The following is a 19519-nucleotide window of genomic DNA, read 5'->3' as shown; positions in this document are numbered from 1 at the left end:
GCAAGGGAACAACCGGGCGACGTCTTGTCAGCCGCTCACAGACCATTAGCCTTGGTGTCAGCGGGTCAGAGCCGACCCGCTCCACTGCTATCCAGAGCAGTTTTCCGAGCAGTTCTCCCGACGAGCACGAGGACGAGGACAGACGTGCCTACCGGCAAGGTCAAGTGGTTCAACAGCGAGAAGGGCTTCGGCTTTCTCTCCCGCGACGACGGCGGTGACGTCTTCGTGCATTCCTCGGTTCTCCCCGCCGGAGTCGATTCACTCAAGCCGGGACAGCGCGTGGAGTTCGGAGTCGTCGCCGGTCAGCGCGGCGACCAGGCGCTTTCCGTGACCGTTCTGGAGCCCACCCCGTCCGTCGCCGCCGCCCAGCGCAAGAAGCCGGACGAGCTGGCCTCGATCGTGCAGGACCTGACGACGCTCCTGGAGAAGATCACACCGCAGCTGGAGGACGGCCGCTACCCGGAGCGCACCGCGGGCAAGCGGATCGCCGGTCTCCTGCGCGCGGTCGCGGACCAGCTGGACGTCTGACCTCCGCGACACCAGCCACAAGACCCCCAGCCACAAGACCCCCAGCCACAAGACCCCCAGCCACAAGACCCCCCGGACGCCCGGCCCCTGCCGGACGCCCACCCCGTAGCCACCTCCCAGCGAAGCGAGACCTACGGAAACGCCAGCGCCCCCGGCCCGAGCGGCGGTACGAGTCCCTCGGCCGCCGCTCGTGTCAGCAGGCCCCGGATCGCCGCGTACCCGTCCTCACCGAGGTCGGCGGTGAACTCGTTGACGTACAGCCCGATGTGCTGGTCCGCGACGGCCGGGTCCATCTCCTGCGCGTGCGCCATGACGTACGGCCGGGAGACCTCCGGGTCGTCCCAGGCGGCCCGGACGGAGCCGCGGATCGCGTCCGCGAGCCCGGTCAGGGCCTCCGCGCCCAGCGACCGCTTGGCGATGATCGCGCCGAGCGGGATCGGCAGCCCGGTCGTCCGCTCCCAGTGCTCGCCCATGTCGGCGAGCTTGTGCAGCCCGTATTCCCGGTAGGTGAACCGCGCCTCGTGGATGACGAGTCCGGCGTCCACCTTGCCGTCCCGCACGGCGGGCATGATCTCGTGGAACGGCATGACCACGATCTCCCCGACCCCGCCGGGCAGGGTGTCGGCGGCCCACAGCCGGAAGAGCATGTACGCGGTCGAACGCTCGCTCGGCACCGCGACCGTACGCCCGGTCAGGTCGGCCCCCGCCTCCCGCGTGAGCACCAGCGGCCCGCAGCCCCGGCCGAGCGCGCCGCCGCAGGGCAGCAGGGCGTACTCGTCGAGGACGTACGGCAGGACGGCGTACGACACCTTCAGCACGTCGAACTCGCCGCGCTCGGCCATGCCGTTGGTGAGGTCGATGTCCGCGAAGGTCACGTCCAGCGCGGGGGCGCCGGGGACGCGGCCGTGGGCGAGGGCGTCGAAGACGAAGGTGTCGTTGGGGCAGGGCGAGTACGCGATCTGCAGCGGCGCGGATTCACTGGTCATGCGGGTTCCAACTCTCCAGGACGGGCGCGATCTTCCCGAAGCCCTCGGTGAGGGCGGCGAGCGCGTCGCCGATGCGCCAGGCGGCGCGGTCGCGCGGGCCGACCGGGTTGGACACCGCGCGGATCTCCAGGACGGGCACCCCGTGCGCGGCGGCGGCCTCGGCCACCCCGAAGCCTTCCATGCCCTCGGCCAGGGCGCGCGGATGACGGGCGCGCAGCTCGGCGGCGCGTGCGGCGGTGCCGGTGACCGTGGAGACGGTCAGGATGGTGCCGGTACGGGCCCCGGTGGCCTCGACTGTCACTCGTACGGCTGATTTCGGTGGCGTATGGGTGACGGTGCCGAAGCCGAGTCCGGTGACCGGCAGGAAGCCGTCCGCGGTCTCGGCGCCCAGGTCGGCGACGGTGATCGCGTCCGCCACGACCAGCGAGCCGACGGGGGCCTCCGGCAGGAAGCCGCCGCCGATCCCGGCCGAGACGACCAGGCGGTACGGGGTGCCCGCGAGGGCGGCCGCCGTCAGCGCGGTCGCGGTGGAGGCGGCGGCGAGCGCGGGACCCACGCCCGCGGCCAGCAGATCGCACCCGGCGGCCGTACGGACCAGGGACACGCCCGGCAGGCGCAGTTCCCCGGCCGTGCCCGCAAACGCCCGTGCCACCGCGTCCCGTTCGGCGGGGACGGCGGTGGCGACGAGGACGCGGGCGTTCATGGCGGGTGCCGGGGTCAGGAGTCGGTCTTCTTGACCTTGAAGCTCCACACGCCCTTGGGGGCCTTCTCACCCATCTGGACGGACACGGTGTTCGTGTTGCCCTGGGTGCCGTACTGCGCGTTGAAGAAGGCGCTGCTCGGGATCGTGCGGTACGTCTTCTTGCTGGCGTCGGTGAACTGGCGGCCGTTCACCAGCAGGGTCCAGCCCTCGTCCGCGATCTTCGGGTCGACGCCGATGCGGACCGTGCTGTCCTGGTCCACGTCGATCGACTTGATGTCGCCGGCCTTCTTGGCGCACTTCGCCAGGGACTGCGCGTCGAGCGCCTTGCCGTCGTTCCAGCAGACGGCCTCGGAGTTGACCGAGCTGTCGCCGACGGTCACCGTCGCGACGGGCGTCGGCTTGTCACAGGCCGACAGGGCGAGCAGTCCGGCGGAAACGGCACCGGCGACGGCGACGGCGCGGCGGCGTCGCGAGCGGGATTGCAGCGAGGTCATGGCCGAAGGCTATCGGGCACCCTGCCGGGGACCGCCATGTGGGGTACGGCGTGCCCGGTTCGTTACGGCGGCGGGGCCACCCGGCACGGCCAGGGACGCACCCGGTGCGGCCCGGGACGCCCCGGCGCGCCCCGCTCCCCACGACCCGCCCTCACACCACCCGCGCCCGCGCCCGCCCCCCGTGCCGCGCCGACGCCAGCAGCCCGCGCAGGGTCGTCACCCAGCCGGCCGCCACGATCAGGGCGGCGATCGAGAGCCCGAGGGTGCCGTTCAGGGGCAGCACGATGCCGATGGCGCCGCCGAGCACCCAGGCCACCTGGAGCAGGGTCTCGGAGCGGGCGAAGGCCGAGGTGCGCACCGCCTCCGGCACGTCCCGCTGGATCAGGGCGTCCAGCGACAGCTTGGCCAGGGCCTGGGCGAACCCGGCGACGGCGGACAGACAGGCGACCAGCACGGCACCGAAGAAGGCGGCGGCCAGCACCGCCGTACCGAGCGCCACGGCGACCACGGTCACGATGATGACCTCCGGCGCGCGGGACTTCAGCCACGCTCCCACCGCCGTGCCCAGCGCGTTGCCCGCGCCCGCCGCGACGCCCGCGATGCCCAGCGAGACGGCCGCGCTCGCGCCGGTCAGCGGGTGTTCGCGCAGCAGGAAGGCGAGGAAGAAGATCAGGAAGCCGGACAGACAGCGCAGCGCGGCGTTGGCGCCGAGGGCGTGGGTGACGGCCGTACCGACCGAGCGCAGCCCCGGACGGCGGGCGCGCTGCCTGCCGCGCGGCCCCGGCAGGCCCGAGGCGTCGGCCGAGAGCAGCGCCACGTCCTCGCCCTTGGCGGAGTCCACCTTGTGCGGCAGCGTGAACGACAGGACCGTACCCGCCACGAAGATCACGAAGGCGCCGTACAGCGGCCAGGGGTCGCCGACCATCTGGAGTCCCGCTCCGATGGGTGCGGCCACACCGGTGGCGAGCAGACCCGCCAGGGTGACCCGGGAGTTGGCCTTCACCAGGGAGAAGGCGGGCGGCAGCAGCCGGGGCACGACCGCGCTGCGCACCACGCCGTACGCCTTGGAGGCGACCAGGACGCCGAGCGCGGCCGGGTACAGCTCCAGGGCGCCGGTCGCCACCGCGCCCGAGATGACCAGCGCGAGCAGCGCCCGGGCCAGCATCGAGGCGGCCATGGCGGCGCGGCGGCCGTGCGGGAGGCGGTCCAGGAGGGGGCCGATGACCGGGGCCAGGACGGTGAAGGGCGCCATGGTGATGGCGAGGTAGAGCGCGACGCGCCCGCGCGCCTCGTCGGTCGGCACCGAGAAGAACACCGTCGAGGCGAGCGCGACGGTGACCATCACGTCTCCGGCGCCGTTCACCGCGTGCAGCTCGATCAGTTTGCCGAGCCCCGACTCGCCCGCGCCGTGCGCGTGCGTCACCCGGCGGATTCCGCGCGCCGTACCCGTCACCGGCAGATGCAGGGCACGCCCGACCGAGCGGACGACGCCGCCGACGCGGCCCGAACCGCTGCCACCGCTCCCCCTGTCCGTGGCTGCCACGAGCTTCATACTGCCCCGAGGAGACGGGACATGTGCGTTTTGCGGCCGAGCGAGTTGATCGGCGTACGGGTCGCGCGGGGCGCCCGGAGGGCCCGTACGGGGCGCTGCGCGGCCTCTTCGGCGCGTCTTCGCCGGTGAGCGCGGAACCCGCCGAACGGCAGCGGACTGTCCCCCACCACGGGCGACGGGGTAGCGTGCGTATCTCAGCCATAAAGCAGAATGGATGGCAGAGGTGCGCCCGCGCGTGATCGGACGCGGACGTCGATGCGGCCCACAGGTCCGCTCCGTCCGCTTCACCGCCGGAGTGCATCCGCACTCGTAGACGGCGTAGGAGAGAAGCGATACCTGTGAGCGCAGCGACCACGCGAAGCCGCACCCCCGACCGCCTGTGCGCCGAGGCGATCGACCTCGCCCGCGCCGCAGCGGAGGAGGCGGCCGCGCCCGGCGTGGTCGGCGAGCACATCGGGATGACATCGGAGGGTGACCGTGTGGTCACCCACTTCTTCGAGTGCAAGGAGCTGGGCTACCGGGGCTGGCGCTGGGCCGCCACCGTCGCCCGCGCCTCCCGCGCCAAGCTGGTCACCCTCGACGAGGTCGTGCTGCTGCCCGGCCCCGACGCCGTCCTGGCCCCCGAGTGGGTGCCGTGGAGCGAGCGGCTGCGCCCCGGCGACCTCGGCCCCGGCGACCTGCTCCCCACCGAGGAGGGCGACCTCCGCCTGGAGCCCGGCTTCAGCGGCGAGGAGGAGCCCCCGCCGAACTCCGTCGTCGCCAAGGGCATCGCGGAACTCGCCGAGCAGGAGGACGCCGACGTCACCCCCGGCAGCCCCGCCGAACAGCCGACGGTGCCCGCGCGCGGCTCCATCACGGCGGTCGCCGAGGAGATCGGGATGCGCCGCGCCCGGGTGCTCTCCCGCTACGGCCTGCATGTCGCCGCCGACCGCTGGGAAGAGGCGTTCGGCCCCAAGTCCGCCATGGCCCAGGCAGCCCCCGCCACCTGCGCCACCTGCGGTTTCCTCAACCCCATCGGCGGCTCCCTCGGCCAGGCCTTCGGCGTCTGCGCCAACGAGTTCTCCCCGGCCGACGGCCGCGTCGTCTCCCTCGCCTACGGCTGCGGCGCCCACTCCGAGGCCGCCGTCATGCCCACCCCGCCCCGCCCGGCCGAACCGGTCATCGACGAAACCCTCGTCGACCCCTTCCCCCTCCGCCCCACCCCCGACACGGGCTCCGTCCCGGAGGCGGGCGACGCGGAAACGGCGGAACTGGGCCACGCGTAGTCCCTCCGGGGGTTCGCCGGGGTGCTTCGGTGGGCCGGTCCGGCGGGGTACGGCGGGGTACGGCGGGTTGGGTGCGGGGCGGGCCGGGCTCGACGGGGCTGCGGCGGGCTGGGCTTGGTGGGTGCGGCGTCCCGGGCGTGAGGGGGCTGCGGCGGGCTGGGCCTGGTGGGTACGGCGTCCCGGGCGTGACAGGGCTGCGGCGGGCCGGGCCCGGTGGGTGCGGCGTCCTGGCGCGACGCGGCTGCGGCGGCCCGGGGTCGCTGGATACGGCGTGCCGGGTTCGGGACCCATGACGGCTCGGCCCGGCGGGTCTGGGGTGGTACGGGCTCGGGCAGGCCACGCCGTCCAGGCTCGGCAGGGACGCGGAGATCCGGACCGGGCACGTCACGCCGAGCCGGCGGCCGCGCAGCCGCGGCAGCACGAGTCCGGACCCCCACGCCGGCCCCGTACCGTCCGCCTCGGCACACCTCAAGCGCCCCCGGCGGCAAACACGCGCCCCCGCCGGTACGTACGGCTACTGTCCGGAGCTGTCCGGGCTGTCGGAGCGGGCCGGCCGGCTCCCCGTCGGGACACCGGCGGCGTCCGCCCGCCCCGGCCGGCCCGCGCCCGCGCGTACGCCGCGAACGGCCGGACCCCGCCCTCGCTGTACCTTCGACCTCACGCCGATGAGGAGAGTGTGATCGTGAGCAAGTACGTGCGGCCGGCGGCCGAGGGCGCCGACCCCTTCGGTACCGCCCGACTCCGTCGCGGTGTCCTCGACGCCTGGGCCGCCGGCCCCGCCCGGTTTCGCGAGGACGCCAACGCCGAGGAGGACCTCGCGCTCGGCGGCTACCGGGACCGGCTCGTGGTCGAGCTGGCCCAGAACGCCGCCGACGCCGCCGCCCGCGCCCGCGTCCCCGGCCGGCTCCGCCTCACGCTCCGCGACAACGTGCTGATCGCCGCCAACACCGGCGCCCCCCTCGACGCGGTCGGCGTCGAGTCCCTCTCCACCCTGCGCGCCTCCGCGAAGCGCGACCGGGACGACGAGCACGGGGCGGCCGGCGCGGTCGGCCGCTTCGGCGTCGGCTTCTCCGCCGTCCTGGCCGTCACCGACGAGCCCGCGATCGTCGGCCGGCACGGCGGCGTCCGCTGGTCCCTCGCCGAGGCCCGCGAGCTGGCCGACCAGACCGCCCGGCACAGCCCCGGCCTCGGCGACGAGGTGCGCCGCCGCGACGGCCACGTCCCCCTGCTGCGCCTGCCGTTCGCCGCCGAGGGCACCGCCCCCGACCCGTACGACACCGCCGTGATCCTCCCGCTGCGCGACGCGGCCGCCGCCGGACTGGCCGAGCGGCTGCTCGACGCCGTGGACGACGCCCTGCTGCTGGCCCTGCCGGGCCTTGAGGAGGTCGTGGTCGAGATCGCCGGGGAGAAGCCCCGCACCCTGCGCCGGACCACCGACGGCGCCGTCACCGTCGTGGAGGACTCCCGCGAGGGCACCACCCGCTGGCGCACCACCACCGCGCACGGCCCCCTCACCCCCGGCCTGCTCGCGGACCGCCCCGTCGAGGAACGGCTGCGCCCGCACTGGTCGGTGACCTGGGCCGTGCCCGAGGACGCCGAGGGCCGCCCGTTCCGCCCCCGCACCAGCCCCGTCCTGCACGCGCCCACCCCCAGCGACGAACCCCTCGGTATCCCCGCCCTGCTCATCGCGTCGTTCCCGCTGGACACCACTCGCCGGCACACCGCCCCCGGCCCGTTGACCGACTTCCTCGTCCAGCGCGCCGCCGACGCCTACGCCGAACTCCTCGCCGACTGGCGCCCGGTGACCGAGGGCGCCATCTACCTCGTACCCGGACCGCTCGGCAAGGGCGAACTCGACGGCGCGCTGCGGCAGGCCGTGCTCGACCGGCTCCCGCGCACCGCGTTCCTGCCCCCGGCCCTCGCCCCGGGCGAGGACGAGGACCTGCCCGAGGCGCTGCGCCCGCGCGACGCCGAGATCGTGGAGGGCGCGGGCGCCCAGACGGTACGGGTCCTCGCCGAGGTGCTGCCCACCCTGCTCCCCGCAGGACTTGAGCGGCGCCCCGAACTGCGCGCCCTCGGCGTCGCCCGGCTGCCGCTCGCGGACGCCGTCGACCGGCTCGCCGGCCTGGAGAAGGACCCCGAGTGGTGGTGGCGGCTCTACGACAGCCTCGCCGGGATCGACCCCGACCGGCTCTCCGGGCTGCCCGTGCCGCTCGCCGGGACCGGCCGGACCACCATCGGCCCCCGCCAGGTGCTGCTGCCCACCCCGGACACCGCCGCCGTCGACCCCGACGTGCTCGGCCGCCTCGGCCTCAAGGTCGCCCACGCGGACGCCGCGCACCCGCTCCTGGAGAAGCTGGGCGCGCTGCCCGCGACCCCGCGCGCGGTGCTCACCACCCCGCAGGTGCGGGCCGCCGTGGCCGCCTCGCTGGACGACGACGGCGGAGCGCTGTGGGAGGAGGACGCGCCCGACGCCGAGGAACTGGCCGATACCGTCCTCGCGTTGGTGCGCGACGCGGGCCTGGAACCCGGCGACGAGCCCTGGCTCGGCGCGCTCGCCCTGCCCGACGAGGACGGCGAACTCGCCCCCGCCGGTGAACTCGTCCTGCCCGGCAGCCCGTTCGCCCGCGTCATCCGCGACGGCGAACTCGCCGCCGTGGACGCCGAATGGGCCGAGCGATGGGGGCGACAGCCTTTGACGGCCTGCGGGGTGCTGGCGGACTTCGCCCTCGTCCGCGCCACCGACGTCGTCCTCGACCCGGACGAACTGGAGCCCCGCGAGGGCGACTTCGCCGAGCCCGACGACGCCGGACTGCTCGACGCGGTGGACGTGTGGTGCGAGGACATCCTCGACCGCTTCCCGGACAGCCCCGTACCGCCCGTCGCCACCGAACTCGTCGCCGTACGCGACCTGGACCTCGTGGACGACGACCACTGGCCCGAGGCCCTCGCCCTCCTTGCCCGGCCCCCGCTGCGCGACGCCCTCACCCAGCCGGTCCGCGTCCTGCTGCCCGACGGCACGCACGAGGTCGTACGGCCGTACACCGCCTGGTGGCTGCGCGGGCACCCGGTGCTCGACGGCCGCCGCCCCGCCGGACTGCTCGCGGCGGGCGGCGACCCGCTGCTGCGCGGGCTGTACGACGAGGCGGACGCCACCGGCTTCGAGGACGAGCAGGTGCTGCGCGCCCTCGGCGTACGCACCTCGGTCGCCGCCCTCCTGGACGAGCCCGGCGGCGCCGCCGAACTCCTCGACCGCCTCGCCGACCCCGACCGCCCGGTCACCCCGGCCCAACTGCACGGTCTCTACACCTCGTTGGCCGACCTCGATCCGGACCGGGTGACCCTGCCGGACGAGGTGCGCGCGGTGACCGACGGCCGCGTGACCGTCGTGGACGCGCGGGACGCGGTGGTCGTCGACTCGCCCGACCTGCTGCCCTTCACCTCCGGCGTGCCGCTGCTGCCGGTACGCCCCGCGCGTGCCGCGGAGCTGGCCGAACTGTTCCAGGTGCGGCGGCTGAGCGAGTCCGTCACGGGCGCGGTCGACTCCGAGGGCGCCGAGCACGACGTACCGGATCCGGTACGGGTGCTGCTCGGCCCGCGCACCCCGGCTCGGTACGTCGAGCACGACGAACTCGTCGTGGACGGCGTGGAGATCGACTGGCGGCTCACCGACGACGGCGTCCTGCACGCGGCCACTCTGGAAGGCGTCGCGGCCGGTCTCGCCTGGGCGGCGGGACAGTGGCCCCGGCGCTTCGAGGTGGCGGCGCTCCTCGAGGACCCGTCGCGGACGGAGGAGCTGGCGCGGGACCGGTGGTTCGACTGACCGGGAGCCCGGGCGGTACGAAACCCGGACGGTACGAAGTGGAATCCCGTCTTCACGAATTCACTTCAGAATCCTCAACATCCGTACAACCATTCGTCCCGGGCGTACGTCTGATCGGGTGAGCCAACAGGCTCCCCAGATCGCTGGGTTCCGGGACGCCAACGCGTCCCGGAGCCCCATTACGCAGGGGAACGCACATGCGCATTCGCGCCACCGTGGCCGCCGTCACCGGCGCCGTGGCCCTCTCTGCCTTCGCCGGCACGGCCGCGCACGCCGCCGGCAACGACTCCGCCTACCGCGGCGAGGCCGTGAAGATCTTCCAGGGCGCGCACGCCGGCGCCGCCAAGCAGGGCGTCAAGGCCACGGGGTCCGACGGCGACCTCACGCCGCTGGACGCCTCCTTCTCCAACTTCAAGATCGCTTCGTCGATCAAGGTGGGCACCACCAACCACGTCGCCACCACCGTCACGTACACGCTGACGCACGGCGCGGACGTCGACATCCAGTCCGACGAGTTCGCCACCGGCCCCTTCATCTACAAGGGTTCCTACGACGACGCGGACAACGCGCTCTTCGGTGACGAGCCCGCCACCTGCAAGGTGGTGACGACCACCACCGCCAGCTGCACCGGCAAGATCGACATCTACCCCGGTGACGGCTTCCTGTTCAACTCCGACGCCGGCTCCTGGAAGGGCGCCGCGCTGGCCTTCGACCTCGACCCGGTCGACCCGGAGAACGGTGACGTCGCCTGGGCGGACCAGGGCGCCCTCGGCAAGACCTCGGTCCTGCGCAACTCCAAGCTCACCGTCAACGCCTCCCCGGAGCCGGTCAAGAAGGGCAAGACCATCACGGTTACCGGTGCCCTGACCCGCGCCAACTGGGAGGACAACAAGTACCACGGCTACACCAAGCAGTCGGTGCAGCTGCAGTACCGCAAGAAGAACTCGACCACCTACACCACGCTGAAGACCGTCACCACGGACTCCAAGGGCAACCTGAAGACCACGGTGAAGGCCTCCGCCGACGGCTACTTCCGCTACAAGTTCGCCGGCACCTCGACCACCCCGGCCGTCACCGCGACGGGCGACTTCGTCGACGTGAAGTAAACCGCACCACAAGCGAGTTCGAGCACCGGCCCCGAAGGCAGCCAGCCTCCGGGGCCGGTGGCGTTCCCGCTGCCGGAGGGGAAGACGGAGGCGGCGGCCGTGGTCGGGTCTTGACCCGGAGATCAAGTTCTCTTGACCCCGGCCCTGACCTGGCAATACGTCGGCAAAATAAGGCCCTTGAGGGCGCCCGGCGTACAACTCGGCGGACCTGTCATGGATCTGATCATCCGAGTCGACCGACTCACCGAACTTCTCCCTCCTAGGGAACACACATGCGCATTCGTGCCTCCGTGGCCGCCGTCACCGGCGCCCTGGCGCTGTCCGCGTTCGTCGCGCCCGCCGCGCACGCCGCCCCGGCCGACGCCCCGCCGTACGCCCTGAACGCGTCCTTCTCGAACTTCAAGATCGGCTCGTCGATCAAGGTCGGGACGACGAACGAGGTCAGCACGACCTACACGTACACCCTGACGCACGGCTCGGACGTCAACATCAAGGCGTCCGACTTCTACACCGACGCCTACCTCTACCGCGGCTCCGTGGACGACCCGTCGGCCACCGTCGAGGGAGACGCCCCCGCCACCTGCAAGGCAGCCACGTCCACCACCGCCACCTGCACCGGCACGGTCGACGTCTACCCCGTCGACGGCGACCTGCTGAACTCGGACGCGGGCAAGTGGTCCGTGGACGTCGAGGCGGTCGCCCTCAACGGCCAGAACCCCGACGCCCCGGCCGACGGCAGCAAGATCGGCTTCGCCGAGAAGGCGGGCGTCGCCACCACCAGCCTGCTGCGCAACTCCAAGCTCACCGTCAACGCCTCCCCGGAGCCGGTCAAGAAGGGCAAGACCATCACGGTTACCGGTGCCCTGACCCGCGCCAACTGGGAGGACCACAAGTACCACGGCTACACCGCCCAGCCGGTCAAGCTCCAGTTCGAGAAGAAGGGCTCGACCACCTACACCACCGTCAAGACGGTGACCTCGGACTCCAAGGGCAACCTGAAGACCACCGTCACCGCCTCCACCGACGGCACCTGGCGCTACAGCTTCGCCGGCACCTCCACCACCCCGTCGGTCAACGCGACCGGCGACTTCGTGGACGTGCAGTAAGTCCCGTGACTGAGCACGGCCCCGCCTAGGCGGGGAAGCGGCGGTCGACCCCTCTCCACATGAGTTCCAGGGCGGCCGCCGCCACCGCCGCGATTCCCACCGCGGCCCACGGCATCGTGTTCCCCACCAGGCGCAGCGCGAAGAAGTCCTGCAGCCAGGGCACGACCAGCACGAACAGGAACGCGACCCCCATCGTTGCCACCAGCGCGATCCGCCACCACGTATAGGGGCGCGCGATGATGGCGAGCACCCACATGGAGATCAGGAACAGGGTCAGCGTCGCCGCACTGGTCTCGGCGGACAGCGCCCCCGCGCCCGTGTAGTGGTGCCGGGCGAGCAGATACGTCGCGAACGTCGCGAGCCCCGCCACCAGGCCGCCGGGTATCGAGTACCGCATGACCCGGCGCACGAAGTGCGGCCGCGCCCGCTCCGTGTTCGGCGCGAGGGCCAGGAAGAAGGCCGGGATGCCGATGGTGAGCGTGGACAGCAGCGTCAGATGCCGGGGCAGGAACGGATACTCCACCTGCCAGCACACCACCAGCAGCGCGAGCAGCACCGAGTACACGGTCTTCACCAGGAAGAGCGTCGCCACCCGGGTGATGTTGCCGATCACCCGCCGGCCCTCCGCGACCACCGAGGGCAGCGTCGAGAAGCTGTTGTTCAGCAGCACGATCTGCGCCACCGCGCGCGTCGCCTCCGAGCCGGAGCCCATCGAGACGCCGATGTCGGCGTCCTTCAGCGCCAGCACGTCGTTCACCCCGTCGCCGGTCATCGCGACCGTGTGCCCCTCCGACTGGAGCGCGCCGACCATCTCCCGCTTCTGCCGCGGGGTGACCCGCCCGAACACCGTGGCCCGGTCCATCGCCCTGGCCATCTCCGGCAGCTCGTCGGGCAGCCGGCGTGCGTCCACCGCCGCGCCCTTCAGGCCCAGCTTCCGCGCGACCGCGCCCACCGACACCGCGTTGTCCCCGGAGATGATCTTGGCGTGGACGTGCTGGTCGGCGAAGTAGCGCAAGGTGTCCGCCGCGTCCGGACGCAGTCGCTGCTCCAGCACCACCAGCGCGACGGGACGGGCGCCCTCGGCGGGCTCGGGCGCGTCCAGACCCCGGGCGGCGCGGGCCAGCAGCAGCACCCTGAGGCCCTGCTCGTTCAGCCGTGAGGTCTCCGCGAGCGCCGGGTCGTCCGCGCCGAGCAGCACGTCCGGGGCGCCCAGCAGCCAGGTGCTCACCTGCCCGTCGCCCTCGCTGAACGCGGCCCCGCTGTACTTGCGCGCGGAGGAGAACGGCAGCGACTCCACGCACCGCCACTCCTCGCTGTCCGGATAGGCGTCGATGATGGCCTGGAGCGAGGCGTTGGGATGCGGATCGGACTCCCCGAGGGCACCGAGCACCTTGCGCGCGTGCTCCTCGTCGGCGCCGTCCAGCATCCGGAGCGCGGACACGTCCATCCCGCCCTCGGTGAGCGTGCCCGTCTTGTCCAGGCACACCGTGTCCACCCGGGCCAGGCCCTCGATCGCCGGCAGCTCCTGCACCAGGCACTGCTTGCGGCCGAGCCGGATCACGCCGATGGCGAAGGCCACCGAGGTGAGCAGCACCAGCCCCTCCGGCACCATCGGGATGATCCCGCCGATGGTGCGGGCGACCGAGCCCTTGAAGTCGTTGCTCTTCACCACCAGCTGGGTGACGATCAGGCCGAGCGCGGCCGGGATCATCATCCATGTCACGTACTTGAGGATGGTGGAGATGCCGGTGCGCAGCTCGGAGTGGACCAGCGTGAACCGGGACGCCTCCTCGGCGAGCTGCGCCGCGTACGCCTCGCGGCCCACCCTGGTCGCGGTGAAGGCGCCGCCGCCCGCGACCACGAAGCTGCCGGAGAGCAGCCGGTCGCCGGTGTGCTTGAGCACCGGGTCCGCCTCGCCGGTGAGCAGCGACTCGTCGATCTCCAGGCCGTCGGCCTCGGCGCACACCCCGTCCACCACGACCTTGTCGCCCGGCCCGATCTCCACCAGGTCGTCCAGCACGATGGCGCTGGTCGGCACCTCGACGGAGCTGCCGTCCCGGCGCACGGTCGGCCGGGCCTCCCCGATCACCGCGAGCGAGTCCAGCGTCTTCTTCGCCCGCCACTCCTGCACGATGCCGATGCCGGTGTTGGCGAGGATCACGAAGCCGAACAGGCTGTCCTGGATGGGCGCGACGAACAGCGTGACGATCCACAGCACGCCGATGATCGCGTTGAACCGGGTGAACACGTTCGCCCGCACGATCTCGGAGAGGGAGCGGCTGCTGCGGACCGGCACGTCGTTGACCTGACCGCGTGCCACCCGCTCCGCCACCTGGGCCCGGGTCAGCCCCGTCGAGGGCGTGCCGGGCGGCGCGACCGGGTGCACGGGGTCCAGTCCGGCGCCCGCGTCGATATGCGTCATGCCTCGACGTTACGTGCGGACGGGCCGGATCACCTGCCGAGTGGCCGGAAATAGGGGACGGCTCAGGGGCGCCCCCGGCGCGAACCGGGGGTACCCCTGAATCCGTTCCGGGGCGAGTCGCGGCGACCCGCCCCGCCCCGCCGCCGCAGCAGCGGCGACCGGCACCGCGGCGGCAGCGACCCGCCCCGCCGCCCCGGCGCCCGCCCCCTCAGCGCAGCGCGGGCGGTGCCGCGGCCGCCGACGTGCCCCAGGCCGACGGCGCCGAGCCCACCGTGAAGGCCAGCGAGCGGTGCGCCCGCAGGTCGGCGGTGGTCAGATAGGTCCGCCCGTAGGCGGCGCCGTCGAGCCGGGCCGAGCGTATGTAGCGGGTGTCGGCCGAGGTGCCGGGCGCGCTGATCGTGAGGCGGCCGTGCGGGAACCAGCGGCGGTCCAGGGTGAGGTCCACGCGGTCGAAGACGGGCGTGGACAGGCCCCAGGTGTCGTAGCCCGGCTGGACCGGGAAGACGCCGATGGACGACAGCACGTTCCACGCGGACATCGTGCCGAGGTCGTCGTTGCCGGTCATGCCGGTCGGACCGTCCGTGAACAGGGTCAGCGCCGCGTGCACCACGTCGGTGGTCTTCCACGGCTGGCCGGTGGAGAGATAGGTGTAGGGCGCGATGAGGTCGGGCTCGTTCTGCGGGTTGTACTTGTCCGCGTTGTAGTAGGCGTACGGCCCGTTCACCCAGGTCTCCCGCGCGGTCTTCGCCGGGTCCTTCAGCAGGTCGGCGTAGGCGAAGAAGGAGTCCAGGCGGTCGTTGGCCGCCTGCTTGCCGCCGATCAGGTCCACCATGCCGGGCAGGTCCTGCGGGACGAGCCACTGGTACTGCCACGAGGTGCCCTCGTGGAAGCCCTCGCTCTGCGCCGGGTCGGCGGGACCGGTGAAGGCGCCCGAGGCGTCCCGGGCCCGGAAGAAGCCGGTCGAGGCGTCGAAGACGCGGCGGTAGTTCTGGGCGCGGCCGGCATAGCGGGCCGCGTCGGCGCGGTGCCCCAGGTCACGGGCCATCTGGGCGAGCATCGCGTCGGAGAGCGCGTACTCCAGGGTGGCCGAGGCGCCGTGGTCGTAGTCCGAGTCGCCGGGCTTGGCGTGCGGGCGGCCCTTGACGTACGGGGCGAAGCCGTCCGCGATGTACTCCTTGTTCGCCTCGCGGCCCACGGCGGGGGAGCCGGCCGGGGGCACGCCGTCGGCGTTCTTCTTCAGCGCCCTGTACGCCCGCTCCTCGTATCCCTTGAGCAGCCCCTGCTGGTAGGCGTTGGTGAGGAACGGGGTGACCGGGTCGCCGGTCATGATGTTCGTCTCGACCGTGCCGTAACCCCACTTGGGCAGCCAGCCGCTCTCCTCGTCGATGTGCACGACGGAGATCGCCATGTCGCGTGCCTCGCGCGGCGCGAGCAGGGACAGCAGCTGCGACTGGGTGCGGTAGGTGTCCCACAGGGACCAGTTCTGGTAGTAGGTGAAGCCCTTGGCGCGGTGCACCTTCTGGTCCCAGCCGGTGTAGCGGCCGTCCGTGTCGCTGCCGACGTTCGGCGCGAGGAACGAGCGGTACAGCGAGGAGTAGAAGGTGCGGCGAAGGGTGTCGGCCCCGCCCTGGACGCGCACGTCGTCCAGCCGGTCCTCCCAGGCCCGCCGCGCGGCCGTACGCACCGTGTCGAAGGAACGGCCGCCCTCCGCGCGCAGGTTGAGGGCCGCCCCGCGCGCGTCCACGTAGGAGAGCGCGGTGGTCGCCTCGACGGTGCGGTCCTTGGTGGTGTCGAAGCGGACGTACGCCCCGTCCGCGCCGGTCCGCGCGCCGTCGGTGACCGTGGAGCCGGTCCAGGTGCCGTGGGCGGTGAAGGGGCGGTCGAAGTGCGTGATCGTGTACAGGGTGTACGGGACGGTGTCCTGGCAGAAGCCGCGCCCGGTGAGCGTGGTGCGCACGGTGTGGTCGTCCAGGATCTCGACCTTGGTGGCGACCTTGCCGTGCAGTGACTGGGCCGCGTCGACCAGCACGTTGGCCTTGGTGGTGGCGGGGAAGGTGTAGCGCTGCACACCGGTGCGGGCGCTCGCGGTCAGCTCGGCCTGGATGCCGCCGTCCAGGCCGACGCGGTAGTAGCCGGGGCTCGCGCTCTCGTCGTCGTGGCTGAACTTCGCGGCGTAGCGTCCGTAGTCGGTGGTCGTGACGTCACCGGTGGTGGGCAGGACGGGCAGATCGCCGCCGAGGCCGCAGCCCACGCCCGAGAGGTGGACCAGGGAGAAGCCGCGGATGTGGTCCTGGGCGTAGTCGTAGCCGGTGTTGTGGCCGGTGTCGGGGGAGAGCTGCACCATGCCGAAGGGCACGGCGGCGCCCGGGTAGGTGTTGCCCTCGTTCTGGGTGCCGATGAACGGGTTGACGAGATCGGTCAGCCGGGTGTCTGCGGGCGGGCCGGCCTGGGCGGTGGCGGGGGCGGTCAGCAGCGTGGTCGCCGCCAGCGCCCCGGCCAGGCACAGACCGATTTGCCGTGTCCATGTCATTTAGACCTCTGGGGAAGCGGGCCGGACTTGCTCGGGGAGGAGCGAGGCAACGTTGTCAGCGGTGCGGAACAACGTTGTCATCGGACAGCAGTGGGCATGACAACACGGAATCCGCATTCCGTCCAGGGGTCTCGCACGAGGGTCGTTCGGGGCGTCGGGGGCGCGCGACGGCGGCTGCGACCGCCCGCTCACTCCACCGGCACGGGTCCGGTCACTCGACCGGCACGGCCTCCCGCGCCGCGTCCCGCTTGATCGCCGCGTCGCGCTTGCGCACGTACCAGATGCCGATCAGACCGAGCCCGGCGCCGGCCAGGCAGGTCCACACCCACCACAGATGGCCGTGGTCCTCGAACCAGCCGTAGAAGGGGAGCTGGACCAGGAAGAGGACGAACCACAGGATCGTGCCGCCGGTGATGGTGCCGACCACGGGCCCCTCCAGGGGCTCCGGCGCTTCGTGCCTGGGTGTCCACTTCGTCATGGCAGACAGCTTACGAGGTGGCCCGGGTCACTCGGCAGGCGCTGTTCCGCTCGGATGTTCCACCGAAATCTACGCGTGGAGTTAGCGATCCGGGGTTCATACGTTCATACTGAAACGGTTTGCCTTTGACCGCTTCTGATCGTAGGAAACTCCAACGGGGCTCGGGGGAACCCCAATGGTGATGAGGAACCGAATGCCCACGTCGGCACCCACCAAGGCCGCCCCCGCCCCTGAGCAGCCGGGCGGTGCGCCCGCCTATGGCGCCATCGACCGCTACTTCAAGATCTCCGAGCGCGGCAGCACCGTCGCCCGCGAGATCCGAGGCGGTTTCGCGACGTTCTTCGCGATGGCGTACATCATCGTGCTGAACCCGATCATCCTGAGCAGTGCGAAGGACATGTACGGGCACCACCTGGACAGTGGTCAGCTCGTCACCGCCACCGCGGTCACCGCCGCGTTCACCACCCTGCTCATGGGCGTGATCGGCAACGTCCCGATCGCGCTCGCCGCCGGTCTCGGCGTCAACACCGTGGTCGCGCTCCAGCTCGCGCCCCGCATGTCCTGGCCGGACGCGATGGGCATGGTCGTCCTCGCCGGCTTCGTCGTGATGCTGCTGGTGGCGACCGGTCTGCGCGAGCGCGTCATGAACGCCGTGCCCTACAGCCTGCGCAAGGCGATCTCCATCGGTATCGGTCTGTTCATCATGCTGATCGGCCTGGTGGACTCCGGCTTCGTCAGCCGCATCCCGGACATCGCCCAGACCACCGTCCCGCTGCAGCTCGGCGCCGACGGTCACCTCAACGGCTGGCCGGTCCTGGTCTTCGTCCTGGGCGTGCTGCTCACCCTCGCGCTGATCGTCCGCAAGGTCCCCGGCGCCATCCTGATCTCCATCGTGGCGATGACCGTCCTCGCGGTGATCATCAACCTGGTCGCCAAGGTGCCCTCCTGGGGTCTGACCACCCCGAAGTGGCCGGGCAACCCCGTCTCCACCCCGGACTTCGGCCTCATCGGCAAGGTCAGCCTGTTCGGCGGCTTCGGCAAGGTCGGCGTCCTGACGGGCATCCTCTTCGTTTTCACCGTCCTGCTGTCCTGCTTCTTCGACGCCATGGGCACGATCATGGGCGTCAGCGACGAGGCCAAGCTGACCGACGCCCAGGGCCAGATGCCCGGCATCAACAAGGTCCTCCTGGTCGACGGCCTCGCCGTCGCGGCGGGCGGCGCCAGCTCCTCCTCGGCCACCACCTGCTTCGTGGAATCCACCGCGGGCGTGGGCGAGGGCGCCCGTACGGGCCTGGCGAACGTGGTCACCGGCGCGCTGTTCGGCATCGCGCTGTTCCTCACCCCGATCGCCACCATGGTGCCCTCGCAGGCCGCCACGCCCGCGCTGATCGCGGTCGGCTTCCTCATCCTCGCGGGCTCGGTCCGCGAGATCGACTGGGCCGACTTCACCATCGCCATCCCGGCCTTCGTGACCATGGTGATGATGCCGTTCACCTACTCGATCACCAACGGCATCGGCATGGGCTTCATCACCTTCGTGCTGCTGCGCCTGGCGGCCGGCCGCGCCCGGGAGGTCCCGGCGGCGATGTACGTCGTCGCGGCGGTCTTCGGCTTCTACTACCTGATGCCGGCACTGGGTCTGACCTGACGGGTGGCCCGCCGAGGGGAGACATCCCCCAGGGCCACCCCCCGGCACCCGGCCCGGTCAGGGCACTACGGGGTCACACGAGGCGTCACGAGCCTCCGGTGTGGCCCCGTAGAACTTTTCCGTCTCCTCCACGGCGTTCTGGAAGCGCTCGTCGAAGTCGTCGCGGACGAGCGTGCGGATCACATAGTCCTGCACACTCATTCCCCTCTTGGCCGCACGGTCCCGGAGCCTCTCTAGCAGCTCCCCGTCTATCCGCAGGCTGAGCACACTGGTCCCCATGCGTACGAGGGTCGCCATATCCGGCCACCTGATGGGTCACTTTTCGCAATCGACTCACTCGTATGGGTGATCTATCGGTTCAGTGGCGCGCATCACGGGCATCGCGGTGCGTCCCGGTTGTTCCTTAGTCAGGGTAATGAGTTACGCTAAAGACATGCCGGACCTCACCCATGGCGACGACTCGGCCGCCGTGAACTCCCTCCGCTCCGCAGTGATGCGGCTGTCCCGTCGGCTCAAGCACCAGCGTGTCGACGAGTCGCTGAGCCCCACCGAGATGTCGGTGCTCGGCACCCTCTCCCTGTGCGGGCAGGCCACGCCGGGCGAGCTCGCCCGCAAGGAGCACGTCCAGCCGCCGTCGATGACCCGCATCGTCGCGCTCCTTGAGGCCAAGGGGCTGGTCCGGCTCGATCCGCACCCCGAGGACCGCCGCCAGAAGGTGGTCACCCGGACCGAGCAGGCCGAGACGATGCTGGAAGAGAGCCGTCGCAAGCGCAACGCGTTCCTGGCCGGCCTGGTCGAGGGCCTCGACGAGGACGAGTGGGCCGCACTGCGCGCCGCCGCCCCCGTCCTGGAGAAGCTCGCGCATCTGTAAGTCAGGC

The 19519-nt window shown here is 72.2% G+C and carries 15 protein-coding genes; 7 read left to right on the top strand and 8 right to left on the bottom strand.

Annotated features, from left to right (window positions below):
• Positions 1 to 144 precede the first annotated feature (144 nt).
• Positions 145 to 528 (top strand): cold-shock protein, encoded by a 384-nt coding sequence (locus AB0898_RS10050; RefSeq protein ID WP_366802378.1) that lies wholly within the window; start codon positions 145 to 147, stop codon positions 526 to 528.
• A gap of 131 nt (positions 529 to 659) precedes the next feature.
• Here AB0898_RS10050 and AB0898_RS10045 read toward each other — a convergent pair whose 3' ends face one another.
• From AB0898_RS10045 to AB0898_RS10030, 4 genes are all read right to left on the bottom strand, one after another.
• Positions 660 to 1514: a 1,4-dihydroxy-6-naphthoate synthase gene (locus tag AB0898_RS10045; protein WP_366802377.1), complete on the bottom strand. Its 855-nt coding sequence runs from the start codon at positions 1512 to 1514 to the stop codon at positions 660 to 662.
• Positions 1504 to 2217: a futalosine hydrolase gene (locus AB0898_RS10040; RefSeq protein ID WP_366802376.1), complete on the bottom strand. Its 714-nt coding sequence runs from the start codon at positions 2215 to 2217 to the stop codon at positions 1504 to 1506. The genes AB0898_RS10045 and AB0898_RS10040 overlap by 11 nt, the downstream gene beginning before the upstream one ends.
• Before the next feature lie 14 nt (positions 2218 to 2231).
• Complete coding sequence (locus tag AB0898_RS10035; protein ID WP_366802375.1) at positions 2232 to 2711, bottom strand: DUF2771 domain-containing protein; 480 nt, start codon at positions 2709 to 2711, stop codon at positions 2232 to 2234.
• Positions 2712 to 2862: 151 nt separating this feature from the next.
• Complete coding sequence (locus tag AB0898_RS10030) at positions 2863 to 4263, bottom strand: MFS transporter (protein WP_366802374.1); 1401 nt, start codon at positions 4261 to 4263, stop codon at positions 2863 to 2865.
• A gap of 338 nt (positions 4264 to 4601) precedes the next feature.
• Here AB0898_RS10030 and AB0898_RS10025 point away from each other — a divergent pair, with 338 nt between their 5' ends.
• From AB0898_RS10025 to AB0898_RS10010, 4 genes are all read left to right on the top strand, one after another.
• Complete coding sequence (locus tag AB0898_RS10025) at positions 4602 to 5528, top strand: DUF3027 domain-containing protein (RefSeq protein WP_366802373.1); 927 nt, start codon at positions 4602 to 4604, stop codon at positions 5526 to 5528.
• Positions 5529 to 6210: 682 nt separating this feature from the next.
• On the top strand, positions 6211 to 9351 hold the full coding sequence (locus AB0898_RS10020) for a sacsin N-terminal ATP-binding-like domain-containing protein (protein ID WP_366802372.1): 3141 nt from the start codon (positions 6211 to 6213) through the stop codon (positions 9349 to 9351).
• Between the two features lie 197 nt (positions 9352 to 9548).
• Positions 9549 to 10457 carry a hypothetical protein gene (locus AB0898_RS10015; protein WP_366802371.1) on the top strand — a complete coding sequence of 303 codons (909 nt, stop codon included), beginning with the start codon at positions 9549 to 9551 and terminating at the stop codon, positions 10455 to 10457.
• Between the two features lie 272 nt (positions 10458 to 10729).
• Entirely contained in the window at positions 10730 to 11563 is an 834-nt protein-coding gene (locus AB0898_RS10010; RefSeq protein WP_366802370.1) for a hypothetical protein, read from the top strand.
• 25 nt (positions 11564 to 11588) lie between these two features.
• Here the strand turns inward: AB0898_RS10010 and AB0898_RS10005 are convergent, their stop codons facing one another.
• The 3 genes from AB0898_RS10005 to AB0898_RS09995 form a co-directional block, all read right to left on the bottom strand.
• Entirely contained in the window at positions 11589 to 13985 is a 2397-nt protein-coding gene (locus AB0898_RS10005; RefSeq protein ID WP_366802369.1) for an HAD-IC family P-type ATPase, read from the bottom strand.
• 208 nt (positions 13986 to 14193) lie between these two features.
• Positions 14194 to 16515, bottom strand: a complete 2322-nt coding sequence (locus AB0898_RS10000; protein ID WP_366802368.1) for a GH92 family glycosyl hydrolase — start codon at positions 16513 to 16515, stop codon at positions 14194 to 14196.
• A gap of 211 nt (positions 16516 to 16726) precedes the next feature.
• Positions 16727 to 16993, bottom strand: coding sequence for a DUF2530 domain-containing protein (locus AB0898_RS09995; RefSeq protein WP_199587456.1), 267 nt, complete (start codon positions 16991 to 16993; stop codon positions 16727 to 16729).
• 193 nt (positions 16994 to 17186) lie between these two features.
• Here AB0898_RS09995 and AB0898_RS09990 point away from each other — a divergent pair, with 193 nt between their 5' ends.
• Positions 17187 to 18641 (top strand): NCS2 family permease, encoded by a 1455-nt coding sequence (locus AB0898_RS09990; protein ID WP_366802367.1) that lies wholly within the window; start codon positions 17187 to 17189, stop codon positions 18639 to 18641.
• A 57-nt stretch (positions 18642 to 18698) separates the two neighbouring features.
• On the opposite strand, the gene AB0898_RS09985 is transcribed toward AB0898_RS09990, so the two are convergent.
• Entirely contained in the window at positions 18699 to 18938 is a 240-nt protein-coding gene (locus tag AB0898_RS09985; RefSeq protein ID WP_366802366.1) for a ribbon-helix-helix protein, CopG family, read from the bottom strand.
• Between the two features lie 136 nt (positions 18939 to 19074).
• Between AB0898_RS09985 and AB0898_RS09980 the strand changes: the two genes are divergently transcribed.
• Positions 19075 to 19512 (top strand): MarR family transcriptional regulator, encoded by a 438-nt coding sequence (locus tag AB0898_RS09980; protein WP_366802365.1) that lies wholly within the window; start codon positions 19075 to 19077, stop codon positions 19510 to 19512.
• Positions 19513 to 19519 lie beyond the last annotated feature (7 nt).

It is taken from the genome of Streptomyces sp. NPDC005435 (genome assembly GCF_040703155.1).
In the GTDB taxonomy this organism is placed as follows: Bacteria; Actinomycetota; Actinomycetes; order Streptomycetales; family Streptomycetaceae; genus Streptomyces.
Note: the sequence above shows the minus strand (reverse complement) of the source record. Positions and strands in the feature narration are given on the sequence as shown.